The organism is Mycobacterium sp. NGS63 (assembly GCF_059812295.1).
The window spans coordinates 400,835-418,779 of the sequence record NZ_JCALCJ010000002.1; the positions used below are offsets into that span (position 1 = coordinate 400,835).

At 69.3% G+C, this 17,945-nt stretch carries 17 protein-coding genes; 7 read left to right on the top strand and 10 right to left on the bottom strand.

Annotated elements, in window-relative coordinates:
• The first annotated feature begins 2 nt into the window (after positions 1-2).
• Positions 3-1,055, top strand: coding sequence for an acyl-CoA dehydrogenase family protein (locus AC5Y4Z_RS05210; protein ID WP_499961249.1), 1,053 nt, complete (start codon positions 3-5; stop codon positions 1,053-1,055).
• On the top strand, positions 1,056-2,237 hold the full coding sequence (locus AC5Y4Z_RS05215; RefSeq protein WP_499961250.1) for an acyl-CoA dehydrogenase family protein: 1,182 nt from the start codon (positions 1,056-1,058) through the stop codon (positions 2,235-2,237). It begins immediately after the preceding gene.
• A 67-nt stretch (positions 2,238-2,304) separates the two neighbouring features.
• Here the strand turns inward: AC5Y4Z_RS05215 and AC5Y4Z_RS05220 are convergent, their stop codons facing one another.
• The 9 genes from AC5Y4Z_RS05220 to AC5Y4Z_RS05260 form a co-directional block, all read right to left on the bottom strand.
• Positions 2,305-3,450, bottom strand: a complete 1,146-nt coding sequence (locus AC5Y4Z_RS05220; RefSeq protein WP_499961251.1) for a thiolase family protein — start codon at positions 3,448-3,450, stop codon at positions 2,305-2,307.
• Positions 3,451-3,532: 82 nt separating this feature from the next.
• Entirely contained in the window at positions 3,533-4,747 is a 1,215-nt protein-coding gene (locus AC5Y4Z_RS05225) for a CaiB/BaiF CoA transferase family protein (RefSeq protein ID WP_499961843.1), read from the bottom strand.
• Between the two features lie 21 nt (positions 4,748-4,768).
• Positions 4,769-5,950, bottom strand: a complete 1,182-nt coding sequence (locus tag AC5Y4Z_RS05230; RefSeq protein WP_499961252.1) for a cytochrome P450 — start codon at positions 5,948-5,950, stop codon at positions 4,769-4,771.
• Positions 5,947-7,152, bottom strand: coding sequence for a cytochrome P450 (locus AC5Y4Z_RS05235; RefSeq protein WP_499961253.1), 1,206 nt, complete (start codon positions 7,150-7,152; stop codon positions 5,947-5,949). The genes AC5Y4Z_RS05230 and AC5Y4Z_RS05235 overlap by 4 nt, the downstream gene beginning before the upstream one ends.
• Before the next feature lie 83 nt (positions 7,153-7,235).
• Positions 7,236-8,069 carry an SDR family NAD(P)-dependent oxidoreductase gene (locus AC5Y4Z_RS05240; RefSeq protein ID WP_499961254.1) on the bottom strand — a complete coding sequence of 278 codons (834 nt, stop codon included), beginning with the start codon at positions 8,067-8,069 and terminating at the stop codon, positions 7,236-7,238.
• Entirely contained in the window at positions 8,066-9,721 is a 1,656-nt protein-coding gene (locus AC5Y4Z_RS05245) for an acyl-CoA synthetase (protein WP_499961255.1), read from the bottom strand. Before AC5Y4Z_RS05245 ends, AC5Y4Z_RS05240 begins: the two co-directional genes overlap by 4 nt.
• An 8-nt stretch (positions 9,722-9,729) precedes the next feature.
• Positions 9,730-10,350: a PaaI family thioesterase gene (locus AC5Y4Z_RS05250; RefSeq protein ID WP_499961256.1), complete on the bottom strand. Its 621-nt coding sequence runs from the start codon at positions 10,348-10,350 to the stop codon at positions 9,730-9,732.
• The gene (locus AC5Y4Z_RS05255; protein WP_499961257.1) at positions 10,347-10,964 is read right to left on the bottom strand and encodes a cysteine hydrolase family protein; all 618 of its coding nucleotides are present in this window, start codon (positions 10,962-10,964) and stop codon (positions 10,347-10,349) included. Before AC5Y4Z_RS05255 ends, AC5Y4Z_RS05250 begins: the two co-directional genes overlap by 4 nt.
• Positions 10,961-11,953, bottom strand: a complete 993-nt coding sequence (locus AC5Y4Z_RS05260) for a Rieske 2Fe-2S domain-containing protein (RefSeq protein WP_499961258.1) — start codon at positions 11,951-11,953, stop codon at positions 10,961-10,963. Before AC5Y4Z_RS05260 ends, AC5Y4Z_RS05255 begins: the two co-directional genes overlap by 4 nt.
• Before the next feature lie 76 nt (positions 11,954-12,029).
• Here AC5Y4Z_RS05260 and AC5Y4Z_RS05265 point away from each other — a divergent pair, with 76 nt between their 5' ends.
• The 5 genes from AC5Y4Z_RS05265 to AC5Y4Z_RS05285 are packed head-to-tail and all read left to right on the top strand — an operon-like array spanning position 12,030 to position 16,315.
• Complete coding sequence (locus tag AC5Y4Z_RS05265; protein ID WP_499961259.1) at positions 12,030-12,176, top strand: hypothetical protein; 147 nt, start codon at positions 12,030-12,032, stop codon at positions 12,174-12,176.
• On the top strand, positions 12,169-13,785 hold the full coding sequence (locus tag AC5Y4Z_RS05270) for a flavin-containing monooxygenase (RefSeq protein WP_499961260.1): 1,617 nt from the start codon (positions 12,169-12,171) through the stop codon (positions 13,783-13,785). The genes AC5Y4Z_RS05265 and AC5Y4Z_RS05270 overlap by 8 nt, the downstream gene beginning before the upstream one ends.
• The gene (locus tag AC5Y4Z_RS05275; RefSeq protein ID WP_499961261.1) at positions 13,786-14,898 is read left to right on the top strand and encodes an alpha/beta hydrolase family protein; all 1,113 of its coding nucleotides are present in this window, start codon (positions 13,786-13,788) and stop codon (positions 14,896-14,898) included.
• Positions 14,895-15,278, top strand: a complete 384-nt coding sequence (locus tag AC5Y4Z_RS05280; protein WP_499961262.1) for a nuclear transport factor 2 family protein — start codon at positions 14,895-14,897, stop codon at positions 15,276-15,278. Before AC5Y4Z_RS05275 ends, AC5Y4Z_RS05280 begins: the two co-directional genes overlap by 4 nt.
• Entirely contained in the window at positions 15,275-16,315 is a 1,041-nt protein-coding gene (locus AC5Y4Z_RS05285) for a TIGR03857 family LLM class F420-dependent oxidoreductase (protein ID WP_499961263.1), read from the top strand. The genes AC5Y4Z_RS05280 and AC5Y4Z_RS05285 overlap by 4 nt, the downstream gene beginning before the upstream one ends.
• 73 nt (positions 16,316-16,388) lie before the next feature.
• Here the strand turns inward: AC5Y4Z_RS05285 and AC5Y4Z_RS05290 are convergent, their stop codons facing one another.
• Positions 16,389-17,885, bottom strand: a complete 1,497-nt coding sequence (locus tag AC5Y4Z_RS05290) for an acyl-CoA carboxylase subunit beta (RefSeq protein ID WP_499961264.1) — start codon at positions 17,883-17,885, stop codon at positions 16,389-16,391.
• Positions 17,886-17,945 lie beyond the last annotated feature (60 nt).

The following is a 17,945-nucleotide window of genomic DNA, read 5'->3' on the forward strand; positions in this document are numbered from 1 at the left end:
GCATGGACCGTTACGAACTACGCAGGCTCGACTACAGCCTGACCGCCGACCACCAGGCGTTACAGAGCGCCTACCGGGATTTCTTCAAGACGCACTGCCCGATCGAGACCGTCCGCGCCGCAGAGGAATCCGGCTTCGACAAGAACCTCTGGGAGCGGTTGTGCGCGATGGGTGCGACGACGATGGCGGTCCCGGAGTCCGCGGGCGGCGACGGCGCGACGCTGGTCGATCTGACGTTGGTGGCCGAGGAGATCGGGCGCTCGCTGGCGCCGGTGCCGTGGATCGACCAGGTGTGCGCGGCCCGGCTGCTGGCCCGGCTTGGCGCGATGGAAAGCGACGTCGTCACGGGCAAGCAACTCGCGGCGTTCGACCCGCAGCACGACAACGTCTCCGGGCCCCGGCTGATCCCGACCGGGTCGATCGCCGACCAGATCATCGTGCGTGACGGCAGCGATGTCGTGCGGCTGACGTTCGCCACCCGCCCGACGAAGGTGGACAACATCGGCCGGCTGCCGATGGCCTGGGTCGATCCCGCGACGGCCGACGGGCGCACCGTGCTGGCCAGCGGACCCGGCGCGCTGGCGAAATACCAACGGGCGCTGGACGAATGGCGGGTGCTCACCGCGTCGGCGCTGGTGGGCCTGGTGGAGGAGACCATGACGATCGCGGCGGAGTTCGCCAAGACCCGCTACACGCTGGGCGTGCCGATCTCGACGCTGCAGGGCATTTCCCATCCGCTGGCCAACATCGCGATCACCGTGCAGGGCGGCCGCAATCTGGCCCGGCGCGCGGCGTGGTTTTTGGACAACGAGCCCGACGAGCGCCCGGAGCTGGCGCCCTCGGCGTTCGTGTTCATGGCCGAGGAGGCGGCCAAGGCGGCGACCATGGCGGTGCACGTGCAGGGCGGTCTCGGTGTTTCGGCGGAGGCGGCCGCGACGGCGTACCTGGTGCGCGCCCGCGGGTGGGCGCTGGCCGGCGGGGACCCCGGCGCCAGCGCCAAGTACGTCGGCGAACTCGTCGCCGCACGCGAAGCCAACTCGGGAAGGGACGCATAGGTGGATTTCTCACGAGTCGCGCTGTCCGACGACGATCGGGCGTTCTTCGACGAGGCCCGCGAGGTCCTGCGCACCCACGTCACCGAGGACGTCCGGCGCCGCGACCGCGAAACCGGCGACAACTTCGACGAGGGGGTGCACCTGGCGCTGGGCGCCGCGGGCTACCTCGAGCGGGAGTGGAAGCCCGAGGCCGACGGCGGGTTCAGCCGGGTGCGTCGCCGCATCTGGGAACTGGAGAAGCGGCGCGCGCACGTGCCCTGGGTGACGTGGGGGACCACCGCGATGGTGGCCCGCTCGGTGGCCAGGTTCGGATCGCCGGAGCTGCAGGACGAGGTGCTGCCCGGCGTCTTCAGCGGGCACGTCCGGCTGTGCCTGGGCTACACCGAACCCGAGGGCGGATCCGACATCGCCACCTGCAAGACCCGCGCGGTGCGCGACGGCAACGGCTGGATCATTAACGGCTCCAAGATGTTCACCACCGGCGCCCACAACTGCCAGTACGTCTTCCTGATCACCAACACCGATCCCGAGGCCCCGAAACACAAGAGCCTGACCATGTTCCTGGTGCCCTTGGACTCTCCGGGCATCGAGATCCAGGGCATCCGCACCATCGACGGCGACCGCACCAACATCGTCTACTACAGCGACGTGCGCGTCGACGACAAGTACCGGCTCGGCGACGTGAACGCCGGCTGGACCGTGCTGCGCGAGCCGCTCAACGTCGAGCACGGGGCGGTGGCGGCCGCCCCCGACGGGCTGCAGGACGTGTCGATCATGATGCACCAGGCCGGCTTCATGGCCGACGCCGTCGACAAGGCCGCCGGCAAGGTCGCCCAGCGGGATGCCAACGGGTGCAGGCTCATCGACGACTCGTCGGTGGCCTACCGGCTGGGCCGCAGCGCCGCGCGGATGGAGGCGGCGCTCAGCGCGCCCAGCATCTTCGGCCGGGTCGCCCTGGCGCAGACGATGCGCGACATCTCGCCGGAGCTGATGGACATCCTCGGCACCGCGTCGACGCTGCCGCTCGGCACCGACGGCGCGGCCGACGACGGGGCCGCGGAGTACGTCTACCGGTTCGCCCCGCTGGTCGGCATCTACGGCGGAACGCTCGAGGTGTTCCGCAACATGATCGCGCAGTACGTGCTCGGCCTGGGCAAGCCCGCCTACGCGGCGCCGAAGTAGCGCGAGCAGACGCAAAGGTACCGAAATCCTCGGCGTGTCGGGTGCTTTTGCGTCTGCTCGGCGCAGATCAGGTCGTCAACACCGTCGCCGCGGCGGTGCCGGGCGCACCGTAGAGCTGAGCGAACCCGACCCGCGGCTCGCCGGCGACCTGCCGATCACCCGCCTCGCCGCGCAATTGCCGCACCAGCTCGTGGATCTGGCGCAGGCCCGACGCCCCGATCGGCTCGCCGTTGGCGATCAGCCCGCCGTCGGTGTTGATCGGCATCGACCCGCCGATCTCGGTGGCCCCGTCGGCCAGCAACCGTTCCTGCTCGCCGTCGGCGCAGAACCCGCATTCGGCCATGTGGATGATCTCGGCGCCGGCGTCGGTGTCCTGCAGCTGGATGACGTCGACGTCACCCGGTGCCACACCCGCCTTTTCGAACGCCGCGCGCGCGGCGTACACCGTCGGCGACACGTCCTCGTCGACCGGCGCGAAGGTGGTGTTCACCTCGTAGGCGCCGTAGCGACGGGTGCGCACCTCGACCGAGCGCAGGAAGACCGGCTTGTCGGTGTAGCGGTGCGCGATGTCCGCCCGGCACATGACCACGGCGGCCGCGCCCTCGTCGGGCGCGCAGAACATGTACTGGGTCAGCGGGTAGTTCAGCATCGTCGAGTTGAGGATCTCGTCCTCCGGGATCGGCTTGCGCCGGAACGCGTTCGGGTTCAAGGCGCCGTTGCGGAAGTTCTTGGCGGCCACCTTCGCCAGCGTCCGCTGGGAGATTCCGTGCTCGTGCAGGTAGCGGTTGGCCTTCATGCCGAAGAATTGCGTGGTGAGGTACTGGCCGTTCTCGGCGTACCACCGCGGCATCCCCACCAGGGCCGGATCCTCGGTGAACGCGCCGCGCGGATGCTTGTCCAGTCCGACGGCGATGCCGATCTCGTAGTCGCCCAGCCGGATTCCGTCGGCGCAGGCCTTGGCCGCGCTGGCCGCCGTCGCGCAGGCGTTGAACACGTTGGTGAACGGGACGCCCGACAGGCCGACCATGCCGACGATCGCGTCGGGATTGGCTACCGTCCAGCTGCCCCCGGTGGCGGCCTGGATGTCGTTCCACTCCACACCGGCATCGGCGACCGCGGCGAAGATCGCGTCGACGCCCATCTGCATCGCGGACTTGCCCTCGAAACGGCCGAATGGGTGTAGGCCCACCCCGATGATCGCGACATCATTCATGCGCGCCACTCCTCTCTCGTTGATTCTGCGTTGGTGGCGGGAAAAGTCGAGTAAGCCCCGCCCTCACCGCAGACTCAACGTCTCACGCAATTGCTCCCGATTCCTTGAGTTCGGCGATGCGGTCCCAGTCCATCCCGATTTCCATCAGGACGATCTCGGTGTGCTCGGACGCCTGCGGCGCCCGGGTGGTCTCCAGCGGTTCATGATTGAACTGCACCGGCCCGCGCACCACCTTGAACGGCGCGCCGCCGCTGGCGACCTCGACCTCGGCCACCATGTCGTTGGCGAGCGCCTGCTCGTCGTTCGCCAGGTCGAGCAGACTCTGGAACGGCGCCCACTGCCCCTTCATCGTCTTGAGGTGCTGGCGCCAGTAGTCAAAGGGCTTGGCGGCGAAGGCCTTCGCGATGAGCTCGGCGGCCGCATCCGCGTTCTGGATCAGCGGCAGCACCTCGGAGAAGCGGGCATCGTCGGCGGCCTCGGGGATGCCGAGATGCTCGAACGTGTCGCGGATCAGGCCGGTCGGGCTGATGATGCACAAGTTGATCGTGCCGCCGTCAGACGTCAAGTAGTTGCCCATGAACGGATTCACCGACGGCGCGAGCGACCCCGGCATCGGGGTGCGCATCACCTCCCCGGTCTCCATGCCCTGCGTGACGCTTGCGCCGGCCGCCCACCACGCCGTGCTCAGCAGCGACACGTCCAGCTCGACGGCCTCGCCGGTGCGCTCGCGGTGCAGCAGCGCGGCCGAGATGCCGCCGGCGATGAACATGCCGCCAATGGAGTCGCCGAACGCGGGAATGCCCTGTCCCAGCGCGCCGCCCAGCTCCTCGGGCGTCAGCGCGTACCCCACGCCGCTGCGCGTCCAGAACGCCGTCCCGTCGTAGCCGCCGACATCGCGTTCCGGCCCCTTGTCGCCGTAGGCGCTGCCGCGGGCGTACACGATGTTCGGGTTCGCCGCGCGGATGTGCTCGACGTCGAACTTGTGCTTTTGCCGCTGCGCGGGCATGTAATTGGTCAAAAACACGTCGGAGACCTTCGCCAGTTCGTAGATCACCTCCTGGCCGCCCGGCGTGGAGACGTCGATGCCGACGCTGCGCTTGCCCCGGTTGGGATGCTCCATCAGCGGGTGCCGCTCCGGGTCGACCTGGATGCCCCCCATGTTGAGGAAGCCGCGTTGGGTGTCCCCGCGCGCCGGGTGCTCGACCTTGATGACGTCGGCGCCCCAGTCGGCCAGGATGGCACCGGCGGCCGGGACGAACGTGAACTGAGCGACCTCGAGGACCCGAATGCCCTGCATTACCTTGATCATTCCGAAAACCTACTTCGCCTGGAACGTAACCGGAAGCGCCGTCGGCGACCGGAACGGATGGCCGTGAATGTGCGGGTCGTCATCGGTGACCAGCCGGATGTCGGCCAGCCGGTCCAGCAGGCACTCGAGGGCGACCCGGGTCTCCATGCGCGCGAGGTGCAACCCGAGGCAGGTGTGCTCGCCGGCGGCGAACGAGATGTGCGGCATGTGCGCGCGGAAAATGTCGAACTTCTCCGGGTGCTCCCAGCGGTGGTCGTCACGGTTCGCCGAGCCGATGCACACGTCGATCGCCGAGCGCGCCGGGATCTCGACCCCTTCCAGCTCGGTGTCTTCGGTGGTGAACCGCTGCACCGTGGTTAGCGGCGTCTCGAAGCGCAGCCCCTCCTCGATCGCCGGGGCGACCAGCGCGCGATCGGCCTGCACCGCGGCGAATTGCTCAGGGTGGGTGAGCAACAGGTAGAGCAGGTTGCCCGACGACCGGTAGGTGGTCTCCAGCCCGGCGGGCAGCAGCAGCCGCAAAAACGAGTAGATGGCCTCGTCGCTGAGTTTCTCGCCGTCGAGCTCCGCGGCGACCAGGTCGCCGATGATGTCCTCGGTCGGATTGGCCCGGCGCGCTTCGATCTGCTCGACGAAGTAGTCCTTCAGCGCCGCCGACGCCTCGAAGGCGCGCTCGTACTTCACCGCGTAGCTGATCAGCTCCACCGCGCGCTTGCGGAACATGGGCAGGTCTTCCGCCGGCAGGCCCAGCAAGGTGGCGATGACCCGGGTGGGGAACTCGAACGTGAACTGCCGCACCAAATCGGCCCGGCCGGCGCGCACGAAGTCGTCGATCAGGGTGTTGCAGATCGGCCGCACCACCGTGGGCTCCCAGCGGGCCAGGGCCTTGGACTTGAACGCCGCCGACACCAGATTGCGATGATCGCGATGCTTTTTGCCCTCCATCGCCAGGATGGTCGGCCCCATGAACAGCCCGATGGTGCTGTCGTACATCGCCGAGGTGAACACCCGTCCATCGCGAAACGCCGTATTCACCGCGTCGAACGACACCGCCGCGAAAGACCGCTTGGGCCGCAGCGAATCCGGGGTCTTGGAATAGTCCATGACCGTGCCACGAAACACCCCACCTTCGCCGCGCTTTTCGGCGAAGTGGGGGTACGGGTCACGCAGGTAGTCGGCCGGCAGGTCCGTCATCTCAGCACCCGCACCGGAACATGGGACCACCCGGCCACGTTCTGCATGCTCACCCGCTGGCAGCGATCCCACAGCACCTCGTAACGCGGCATGTGCTCGAGCAGCTTCTCCAGCGCGATCGCACTTTCCATCCTCGCCAGCGCCGCCCCGAGACAGCTGTGAATGCCGTAGCCGAAGCCGAGGTTCTGCGCCTCGGCCCGGTCGCGTTCGATGTCGAAGACGTCCGGGTCGGTCCAGGCTTCGGGGTCGCGGTTCGCCGAAGCGCCGATGAGGAAGACGGGCTTGCCCGCCGGGATCGTGATGCCGTGCAGCTCAATGTCTTTCATCGAGCGGCGCACGTTGTACTGTGACGGCGCCTCGTAGCGCAACAGCTCTTCGACGGCGGCGGGGATCTTGCTGCGGTCGTCGAGCAGCTTCTGCCACTGCTCGGGGTTGCGGGCGAAGACCACCGCCGCGTTGCCGATCAGCTTGGTCACCGTTTCGGCGCCCGCGCCGCCCAACAGCGTCGCGAACCCGGCGATCTCGGAGCCCCTGAGCCGGGTCGTTTCGCCGTCCTCGCGTTCGATCTCGGCGGCGATCAGGTGCGAGATCATGTCGTCCTGCGGTTCGGCGCGGCGCTGCCGGATGAGCTCGTAGTACATCACCCAGGAATTCGCCATCGCCTGCGCGCCGGCCTCGGACATGTCGATCTGGCCCGGCTCGCGGTGCAACAACTCGTCGATCCAGAGCCGGACCTTCTGCCGGTGCTCGGCGGGCACACCGAGCATCCGGGTGATCACTTCCACCGGGAACAACGCCGAGAAGTCTTGCACGACATCGAATTCGCCGGGATCGGCCGCCGCCAGGCAGTGCTCGATCTGCTCGGTCACCATCGCCTTGAGCGCCGTGATGGCCCGCGGGGTGAATACCTTGTTGACGAGGCTGCGCATGTGGCGATGCTCGGGCGGGTCCAGCGAGATGATCATCTTCGCCGGCACCTTCTGTCCCGTGCGCACCATCCCCAGGTCGACCCCGTATGCCGACGAATACGTCTCGAAATCCCTGAACGCGGCCGCGACGTCGGCGTGCCGGCTCAGCGCATAGAAGTCGTACCGCTCGCTGTAATAAACCGGGGCTTCCGCACGCATCCGGCGGTACGTCTCATACGGCCCGTTGAAGAAGTCCGCCGAAAACGGGTCAAATACCAGGTCGGCGACCGTCATCGAGGCACGCTGCCTGCGGAGGGCTCCACCTGGAAAACCATCCCGTAATACTAACAGTATCTACGCCAGTATGGGATCGCCGATCACCGACCGGAGCGCGAGCTCGTCACGCGCGCGGCGCGGGCCAGCAGGGCCGCGTAGCCGACGCCGAGCAGCCGGGGCATCGCCGCCATCGCGCGCCCGTCGGGCCCGATGAGGATTCTGGCCCGGTTCTTCTCCGCGCCGCGCAGGATGACGCGCGCCGCCTTCTCGGGGGACGTGAGTGCCGCGCGCGCAAAGAGTTTGGCCGCCATGTCGGGGTCCTCGGTGTCGGCGGCGCGCATGCTGGTGCCGAAGTTGGTGCGCACGACGCCGGGATGCACGCAGTGCACGGTCACCGGGCGGCGTTCGATGATCATCTCCTGACGCAGCGCCTCGGTGAAGCCTCGCACGGCGAATTTCGCGGTGCTGTAGGCGCCCTGGTACGGGACGGCGATGAGCCCGAAGGCGCTGGACAGGTTCACCAGCCGGGCGGGGCGCTGGGCGGTGCCGGCGTCGACCAGCTGCGGCAGGAAGGCCTTGGTGCCGTTGACGACTCCGCCGATGTTGATGCCGGTGAGCCAGTCGAAGTCGGCCCACGACATGTCGGCCACGCTGGCGAACAGGTCGACCCCGGCGTTGTTGAACAGCAGCGAGGCGGGCCCGAGGTCGCGGCGCACGTCGTCGGCGTGGGCGAGCACGGCGTCGCGGTCGGCGACGTCGAGCTGATACGTCGTCACCCGCCCGGCGGGGCAGATCGCCCGGGTCTCGGCCAGGCCGGCCAGGTCGATGTCGGACGCGGCGACGTGGGCGCCGCCCTCGGTGAGCGCGCGGGTCAGGGCACGTCCGATGCCCGATCCGGCGCCGGTGACGACGGCGACGCGGTTTGCGTACGTCATGATTCGCTGATCGCCTGTTCGCGCGCCCACCGGTAGTCCGCCTTGCCCGACGGGCTGCGCTCGATCACCGGGCGGAACACCACGGCCTTGGGAAGCTTGTAGCGCGCCAACGAGTTTGACGCGTGGGCGATCAGTTCTTCGGCGGTGGCATCGGCGCCCTCGGAGAGCGCGACGACGGCGACGACCTCCTGGCCCCACCGCTCGCTGGGCCGCCCGGCGACCACCACGTCGGCCACCGCGGGATGCGACGCGACCGCGGTTTCGACCTCCTCGACGAATATCTTCTCGCCGCCGGAATTGATGCACACCGAGTCGCGGCCCAGCAGTTCGATGCTGCCGTCGGCGCCGTGGCGCGCGCGGTCACCCGGCACGGCGTAGCGCACCCCGTCGATGACCGGAAATGTCTTGGCGGTCTTGGCCGCATCGCCCTTGTAGCCGAGCGGAACGTAGCCCCGTTGCGCCAGCCAGCCCATGCCGTCGTGGCCGGGCGGCAGGATCGCATCGAGGTCTTCGGCGGCGACGAAGGTGTCCGGGCCGGGATTGAATGTGCCGGTCGACACCGCCCCGGTCGTCGACAGGTGGCTCATCTGTGCGCCCGTCTCCGACGATCCGACGCCGTCGATGACGAGCGCGTTGGGCAGCGCCTCGATCAGGCGCTGCTTGATGTGGGGGGTCAGCAGCGCGCCGCCGTTGGCGACCACGGCCAGCGACGACACGTCGGCGATACCCTTTTCGATCGCTGCGAGCAGCGGGCGGGCCACCGCGTCACCGACCACGGTCACGACGGAGACCTTCTCGCGCTCGATGGTGCGCACCACGTCGTCGGCGTCCAAATGGTCGACGACGGAAGGGAAGACGACGGACTGCCCGGTGGTGATCGCGGTCATCACGCTCCACTGGGCGGCACCGTGGATCAGCGGCGGGAGGATCATCAGCTTGGTGCCGGGGCTCGCGGCCGCGGCCGCTACGATCTCGTCGACGGAGCCGAAGGGCTGGCCGGTCACCAGGTTTCGGCCGCCGAAGGACGTCATGAAGATGTCGTGCTGGCGCCACAGCACGCCCTTCGGCATGCCCGTCGTGCCGCCGGTGTACAGGACGTACAGGTCGTCGGGCGAGTGCCGAACGGGCGGCGGTTCCGGCGAGCTGGACGCCAGTGCGGCCTCGTAATCGACCGCGCCGTAGAGCAAGTCGTGGCCCGAGTCGTCGGCGATCTGGATCAGCACGCGCAGCTGCGGAAGGTCCGGCAGGATTTCGGCCACCCGGGGCGCGAACGCGGCGTGGTAGAGCAGCGCGGTCGCGCCCGAATCCTTGAGCAGGTAGTGCAGTTCGTTCTTGACATAGCGGAAGTTGACGTTGAACGGGGCCACCCGCGCCTGGAAGGAACCCAGCAGCGCCTCGACGAATTCGGTCCCGTTATAGGCGTACAGGCCCAGCAGGTCCTGGCCCACCTCGTGGCCGGCCAGCCCGGGGCGCTCGGTGTGGCAGCCCAGCCCGCGCGAGTGCAGGTACGCGGCGAGGCGGTTGGCCCGGTCGAGGACCTGCGCGTAGCTGTACCGCCGTTCGCCGTGAATCACCAGTTCGCGGTCGGGGAGCGCCGCGGCGACGGCCCTGGCGACCGCTGGCACGGTGAATTGCGTTGCGGTATCTGACATCGTGCCTCTCACGGCTGGTGGGGTAGCAGTCGGACCATCAGGCCGGTGGCTTCGCTGAGCAGCGTGCCGTCGGCAGCCGTCATGCTAGCGGCCACGAAGTATTTCCTGCCGTCGACCTCGGTGATCCGCCCTGCGGCCGTCAGGGGCTCGTCGATGGGCGTGACGTTGCGGAAGTCGACGTGCAGGAACGCGGTGCGGGTCGGCGGGCAGCCGGCGGTGGACACCACCATGCCGAACAGCCAGTCGTAGAACAGCGGGATCATGCCGCCGTGCACGGCGTTGTTCCCGCCGACGTGAGCCCGGGTGAAGTGCCCGTCCATGGTGACGCCGTCCGGCCCGGACTCGGTGGCCAGCCAGGGCGGCAGCAGGGGATGGCCCAGCCCCGGCAGCCCGATGACCCGCCCGCCCGGGGCCACGCCCTGGGGCGCCGGGTGTCCGTCCAGCAACGCGCAGGCCTTTTCGACGTGCTCGGCCGCCGCCTCCCACGCCGGGCTGTCGGTCGAGACGGCCAGGTCCTGAAGGCGGCGCACGGCCGAGACGAACCGTTCCAGCCCGGGCGGCGCCTGCTCGGCCGGCTTGATATGGGGGAATCCGCCGGGCGAGCCCGAGGGCGCTTCGGTCTCGGTCACGGGCACCCCCACGCGTCGAGCAGGCCGTCGGTCGTGGTGATGGTCGCGAGCAACGACAGCGTGTTGGCGATCACGGCTTCTCCGTACTCGGTCGGGACGCCGGCGACGGCGTCCTTGGGGACGACGACGCGGTAGGCGGCGTTGACGGCGTCCATGACGACGTTGGGGATGGCGATGTTCAGCGAGACGCCGACCACGACGATGGTGGACACCCCGAGGTTGCGCAGCACCGCGTCGAGGTCGGTGCCGCCCATCGGCCCGACGCCGTGCCAGCGGCTGAGCACCAGATCGGTTGGCTCCGGGCCGAATTCGGGCAGCAGCGTTGACCCAGGGCTGCCGGGAGCGATGTCCACCTGTCCCCGCCCGACCCCGAAGATCTTCGCGTTGTGGTTGGAGCCGAGCCCGTCGGCCCGTCGCCGCACCAGGCAGTGCACGACGTGCACCCCGGCCGCGCGCGCCGCCGGCAGCAGCCGCGCGATGTTCGGCAGCGCGATGCGCCGCGCCTCCGCGGCGAGCACGCCGAGCCCCGCGTCGGGGCCGACGACGGCGCCCTGCAGCTCCTGGGTGACGACCGCGGTGTGCCCGGGCGCCGCGAGGTCTTCGAGCGCGGTCATGCCGGCACGTCGTAGAACTGGGTGGCCCACTTCCGCAGCGCCATATAGCCTTCCGCGTCGACCCTGGACAGGGGCGGGCGTTCCATGTACTTCTGGTAGCGCCAGATTTGCAGGTCGTCGAAGACGGTGGACAGGAACTGCTTTTCGATGACCTCACGCAGCTTGCCCGACGGCACGTCGGCGGCGTCGCCGGGGTTGCGGGGCCACCAGATCGAGTAGAAGAGGTCGGAGCACTCGTCGTCGACCGGCGTGCAGGTGAAGATCAGCCGGTGGTTCTGCGCGCCCTCGAACACGCTGATCGCCCCGCCAAGGCCGAACAGGTGGCTGTGGAAGCGCAGCGCGAGGTCCTCGGGGTCGTCACTGTTCGCGTCCGGCCAGCCGGCGACGAACTGCCATTCCTGGTCGACGATCTTCCAGTCCAGCACCCGTGGCGTCACGGTGGCGTGATGCACGTACTCGAAATGGGCGCTGTCCGGGGCGTTCTCGGCCACGATCTGCGGGTGCACCGGCTCGCGCTCGGCGCGCCGGGAGAACTCCGGATAGGCCCGGTAGTAGGCCGCGGGGTCGGTCTCGAATTGCGGGAACTTCTCGAAGATGTCGGGCATTTCCCACTGCGGTTCCTTGCCGTCCGGCTGGTGCCAGATGAACACGCAGTCGTATTGCTCGCGGACCGGGTACACCCGCAGCCGCAGGGCGCGGTTGGGCCGGTCGGGCTGATACGGGATGTACTTGTTGCGGCCGTCGGGTCCCCAGCGCCAGCCGTGGAAGGGGCACTCGACGCAGTCGCCGACGACCTTGCCGCCGTGGCCGATGTGGGCGCCGAGGTGTTTGCAGTGCGCTTCCAGCACGTGCAGCTCACCGGACTCGTCGCGGTAGGCCACCAGGTCCTCGCCGAAATAGTGCAGCGGCCGCACCTCGCCGATCGGGAACTCGGGCGACCAGCCCACCATGAACCACCCGGTGACCTTCCAGGTGAAGGGCACTTTCATGCCGGCGCCTCCCGCGATCATTGATACTAAGTCCGTTACAGTATAGATTTCAGCAGTCCGGCGGCAAGGAGTGCAAATGACCCAACCGGCTGACGAGCTGGAAGCGATCCGCCAGCTCAACGCGCGCTACCGCCGGTTCCTGGACACCAAGGACGTCGCGGCCGGGCGCGTCAAGAGCCCGCATCTGACCCGCACCATGCTGAGGCTGACCGGTGATGGCTGAAGATCAGTTCGACGCAATCGTCATCGGCGCCGGATTCTCCGGCCTGTACATGCTGCACCGGTTGCGCCAGCTCGGCGTCCGGGCACGGGTGCTGGAGATGGCCGAAAACGTCGGCGGCACCTGGCTTTTCAACAGATACCCGGGCGCGCGCTGCGACATCGAAAGCATCGAGTACTCCTACAGCTTCTCCGAGGAGATCCAGCAGGAATGGGTCTGGACCGAGTCGATGCCGGCCCAGCCCGAGATCGAGGCCTACCTGAACTTCGTCGCCGACCGCCTCGACCTGCGGCGCGACATCGCGTTCCACACCAAGGTCGTCGCGATGACCTTCGACGAAGAAGCCGCCGCCTGGCGGGTGCGCACCGAGGCCGGCCAGACCTACACGGCCCCGTTCGTCGTCGCCGCCTCCGGCATCCTGTCGGTCCCGCTGGAACCCGACATCCCCGGCATGGACGCGTTCACCGGGACGTCGCTGTTCACCAGCCGCTGGCCCAAGGAGGGCGTCGATCTCGCCGGCAAGCGCATCGGGGTCGTCGGCACCGGCTCGACCGGGGTTCAGCTCATCCCCGTCGTGGCCCGGGAAGCCGCACAGCTCTACGTTTTTCAGCGTTCCCCGGCCTACACCCTGCCGTGGCGGGTGCGGCCATTGGAGCCCGGCGAGCTGGACGAAATGAAAGCCCGGTACGGCGAAATCCGGGCGGCGCAACGCGCCCACCCCGTCGGCGCCGCGCGGCTGAGCGCCTTCTCGGTGCTGCTCGACATGCTCGCACGGCCGCCGCTGAAGTCGGCGACCCGCGACGAGCAGCTGCGCGCCATCGAGGAGCAGGGCGTGCTGGGCGCGCTGAATTGGGGCGACATCTTCTTCGACATCGAAGCCAACCGGATGGCGGCAAAGCTCTACGGCGAGGCGGTGGCCCGGATCGTCGAGGATCCGGAGACCGCGGCGGCCCTGGTGCCCGAGCATCCCTTCGCGTGCAAGCGCCCGATCATCGACCAGGGCTACTACGAGACGTTCAACCGGGACAACGTCACGCTCGTCGACCTCCGCAGGGCGCCGATCCGCGAGGTGACCCCGACGGGCATCCGCACCGACGACGGCTCCTACGAACTCGACGTGCTCGTCTACGCCACCGGGTTCGACGCCATGACCGGCGCGCTCAGCCGCATCGACATCCGCGGCCGCGACGGGTTGTCGCTCGCCGACTTCTGGGCCGGCCAGGGCCCGTTGTCCTACCTCGGGTTGGCCGTCGCGGGCTTCCCCAACCTGTTCACCGTGCAGGGCCCCGGGAGCCCCAGCGCCGCAACCAACTTCGTGGCCGCGCTGGAGCAGCACGTGGAGTGGATCGGCGACTGCATCGCCCACCTGCGCGCCAACGGGATCCGCACCATCGAGGCGCTGGAAACCGCGCAGCAGGAGTGGATCGACCACGCCACCGCGCTGGTCGCGCCGACGGTGCTGGTGCACCCGTCGTGCAACTCCTGGTACAACGGTGGCAACGTGCCCGGCAAGAAACGGATGTATATGGGTTATACCGGCGGAATCCCCGAATATCGGCGCCGCTGCGACGAGATCGCGGCCGGCGGATACACCGGCTTCAAGCTGGCGTAAATGCTGAATCGCGCACGGGACGTCGCCCGCGAGCTGGGCATGGTGCTGCCGCGCACGGTGGCCGGCCTCAACGAATCGACCGGCTGGGCCCCGGTGTCGCCGCGCGGGCTGCGCCAGTTCGGCGAGGTCATGCTGGACGAGCTTGTGCTGAGCGGCTTTTCGCTGCTGAATGGCCGCCCGGCGGCGATGCGACCGCTGGACGCGTGCACCGCGGCGGCCGAGGAGTTGTCGGCGCTGGGCATCGACGGCGCGCACGCCGAGCCGAACCCGTTGCGGGCGACGTCGGTTCGGCGGCGGCGCCTGCCGGGACCGCGGGGCGGCCTGACCTACGAGCGGATGAAGTTCGAACACGACCCGCGCTTGCCGGCGACGCTGGAGGCCGACGGCCTGGGCGGCCCGGCGCGGGCGGTGGTGCACGTGTGCCGGCACACCGACGGCCCGAGGCCCTGGCTGGTGTGGGTGCACGGCGCCGGCCAGGGCGGCACCGAGGATCTGGTGCTGTCGCGGATCGCGCGGATCCATCACGGGCTGGGGTTCAACGTCGCCCTGCCGGTGCAGCCCGGCCACGGCTGCCGGCGCCGCGAATGGCCGGCCTACCCGGACACCGACCCGCTGGGCAACGTCGCCGGCATGATGCGCGCGGTGTCGGAGGTCCGCGCCGTGGTGCGCTGGGTGCAGCCGCGGGCCAGCGCCGTTGTGGTGGCGGGGATTTCGATGGGCACCCCGGTGGCTGCGCTGGTCTCCCACCTCGAACGGCAGGTGGACGCGGTGGCGCTGTACACGCCGATCCTGGGGCTCAACGCGATGATCGCGCAGCACATGGGGCGCTTCGGGCAGTCCCGCGCGGGGTTCGCCGAGCTGCTGGGGTCGCCGGAGGTCGCGAAGCTGACGTCGGTGATCGACCCGCTGCGGGCCGACCCCGCGCCGCCGCCCAACCGGCGGCTCATCGTGGGGGCGTGGCACGACCGCATGGCCATGCGCGAGCCCGCGCTCGCGCTGCAGGAACGCTGGGGCGGCCGGCTGCACTGGTACGACGGCAGCCACGTCGGGCACGTCTTCTCGCGGCGCGTGCTGAGGGTCACCGAGGGCTTCCTGCGCGAGGTTGCGGGGTGACGGCGGCCGCCCGCAGCGCCCGCGAGGTGGTCGAGCTGTACAACCTGGTGGTCTGGAACGAACCCGACCTCGAGCTGGCCGAGGAGTTGTTCGCCGACACCGTCATTCGCCACGAGGTGGGCGAGGCGCACACGCTGACCCGCGAACAGGCGGTCAACCGGGTCAGGAACATGTGGGAGGCGCTCGAGCGCCTGCACTTCGACCTGAATATCGTCGTCGCGGGCGACGACGGCGAACACGTCGCGATCGTCTACGACTCGACGATCACCGCCAAGGACGGCAGCCGAACCAACATCGCGAGCATAGAGGTGTTCCGCGTCGTCGACGGCAAAATCATCGAGGTCTGGAACTGCGGCTACAAGCAAGGAGTGTGGAATTGAGCGGGCGCGTGCTTGACGAGTTGGGCTACTACCTGCTGGCCGGGGCCGGCGGCGAGGGCCCGGCCACCCTGATGGACGAGGCCCGCCGCGGCGAGGAGCTGGGCTTCGGGACGGCGTTCATCTCCGAGCGCTGGAACGTCAAGGAGGCGTCGTCCCTGGTTGGCGCGGCCTGCGCGGTGACCACCCGGATGCAGATCGCCACGGCCGCAACCAATCACAACACCCGCCACCCACTGATCACCGGGTCGTGGGCGACCACCATGCACCGGCTCTCCGGCGGGCGGTTCACGCTGGGCATCGGGCGCGGCATCGCCGCGATCTACGGCGCGTTCGGCATCCCGGCGGTGACGACCGCGCAGATGGAGGACTGGGCGCAGGTGATGCGCCGGCTATTCCACGGCGAGCTGATCTTCAACCACGACGGCCCAATGGGCCGCTACCCCATCCTGTTTCTGGACCCGGACTTCCACGAGGACATCCGCCTGGCGCTGGTGGCGTTCGGCCCCAACACGCTGAAGCTCGGCGGCCGCGCCTTCGACGACGTCATCCTGCACACCTACTTCACGCCGGAAACGCTGCAGCGCTGCGTGGCGACGGTGAAGTCCGCCGCCGAGCGGGCCGGCCGCGACCCCGACAGCGTGCGGGTGTGGTCGTGCTTCGCCACCGTCGGCGACCACCTTCCCGAGCAGCTGCGGCTGAAGAAGACGGTCGCGCGGCTGGCCACCTACCTGCAGGGCTACGGCGACCTGATGGTGCGGACCAACAACTGGGATCCCGCAGTGCTGCAACGGTTTCGGGAGGACTCGGTGGTGACCTCGATCGCCGGCGGCATCGACCACAAGGCCACCCCCGAGCAGATCGAGCACATCGCGACGCTGATCCCCGACGAGTGGCTGGAGCCGTCGGCCACCGGCTCGGCGCATCAGTGCGTGCAGCGCATCCGCCAGGAATTCGACTACGGCGCCGACGCGGTGATCATGCACGGCGCGACACCGGACGAGCTCGAGCCGATCGTCACGGAATACCGAGCGACCTAGCCCCCGCGAGAGTCCCCAAAATGCCGCGGGATGCCGGCGTGTCGCGTGCAGACGCGCGCGCTCGCGGGGGGAGTCACGGCAAAATCGCGGTCCGCTGCACCGGCTCGGCCGCGGCCTGCCGACTGGAGATGGCGCGCCGCAGCGACGCGAGCAGGGCGTCGCGCGTCTCGCGCGGGTCGATGAGCTCGTCGAAGCCCATGTGCTCGGCCGACCGGTACGACGCCTGCAGCTCGGCGTTGCGCAGCTTGACCGAAAGGTCCTCGCCCGCATGCGATGCCTTGCTCAACGCGGCCGCGCTCATCGCGCCCATCGTCGCGCCCGGGTAGGCGAATGTCGCGGCCTGGTGGTCGAATCCGAGCAGCGACATCACCATGGACCCAAACCCGTACGCCTTGCGCAGCGTGACGTGCAACTTGATCGTCGTGGCCACGGTCTGGGCGGCGAACATCCGCCCGCCGGCCCGCAGCACGCCCTCCCGCTCGGAGCGACTGCCGGGCAGCATTCCCGGGTTGTCGGCCAGAAAGACGATCGGCAGGTGGAAGGAGTCGGCCACCATGATGAAGTGCGCCGCCTTGTCGGCGGCCGCGGCGTCGATGGACCCGGCCAGCACCTGCGGCTGGTTGGCGACGACCGCGACCGGATGCCCGCCGAGATGCGCCAGCGCGCAGATCACCGCCCGGCCGAACCGCGGCTGCACCTCGAACCAGTCCGGGCGGTCGAAGACCACGTCGAGCACCGCGCGCATGTCGTAGACCCGGCGATTGTCCCGGGAGACAATGTCGAGCAACTCCGGCGTCGGCCTCAAAGCGGTGGTGGCATCGGCCCGCAGCGCCGAGGGATACGACCACGCGCTCGGCGGGAAGTAGGACAAATAGCGGCGAACGTCGTCGAGCGCGGCTTCGTCGTCCTCGGCGACGTTGTGGATCACCCCGCTGGCCAGCGCGACGTCCGGGCCGCCCAGGTCCTCCTTTGAAATGTCCTCGCCCGTCGACTCTTTGACGACCGGCGGCCCCGCGGTGAAGATCGCGCCCTGGCGGCTCATGATGCGGAAATCGCACACCGGGGCGACGAGCGCGCCGTGCCCGGCCGACGGCCCGAGCACCGCGGCGACCGTCGGCACCCGCCCCGAGCACTGCGTCTGGGCAAGCAGATCCGTGGGGGAGCGCCCGTAGTGCCCGCCCGTGGGCCGAAAGCCGGCGCCGTCGAGAAGCATGACCAACGGGATCTTGTCGCGCACCGCCAGCTCGGCGATGCGGTAGCGCTTGGAGTTGCCGCCGGGCCCGATGCTGCCGGCAAGGGTCGTGAAGTCCTCGGCGCCCACCATCACCGGAACCCCGTTGACAAGCCCCGAACCGGTGACGATCGCATCGGCGGCGACGTCCCCGCCCACCAGGGTGCCGAGTTCGCGAAACGAGCCCGGGTCGACAAGCCGCTCGATGCGCGCGCGGGCGTCGAGCTTGCCCTTGCCGCGGTGCTTGTCGAGCCGCTCCGCGCCGCCCATCCCCAGCGCGTGCCGACGGCGACGGCCGAGATCGTCGAGCGTCTCCTCCCAATCAGGGGGTTTTGTCATGCCTCTGTCCTACCTCGTGCGGGTTCGGGTCGCGCGCCCGGTCTGCAGGGTCACATACTG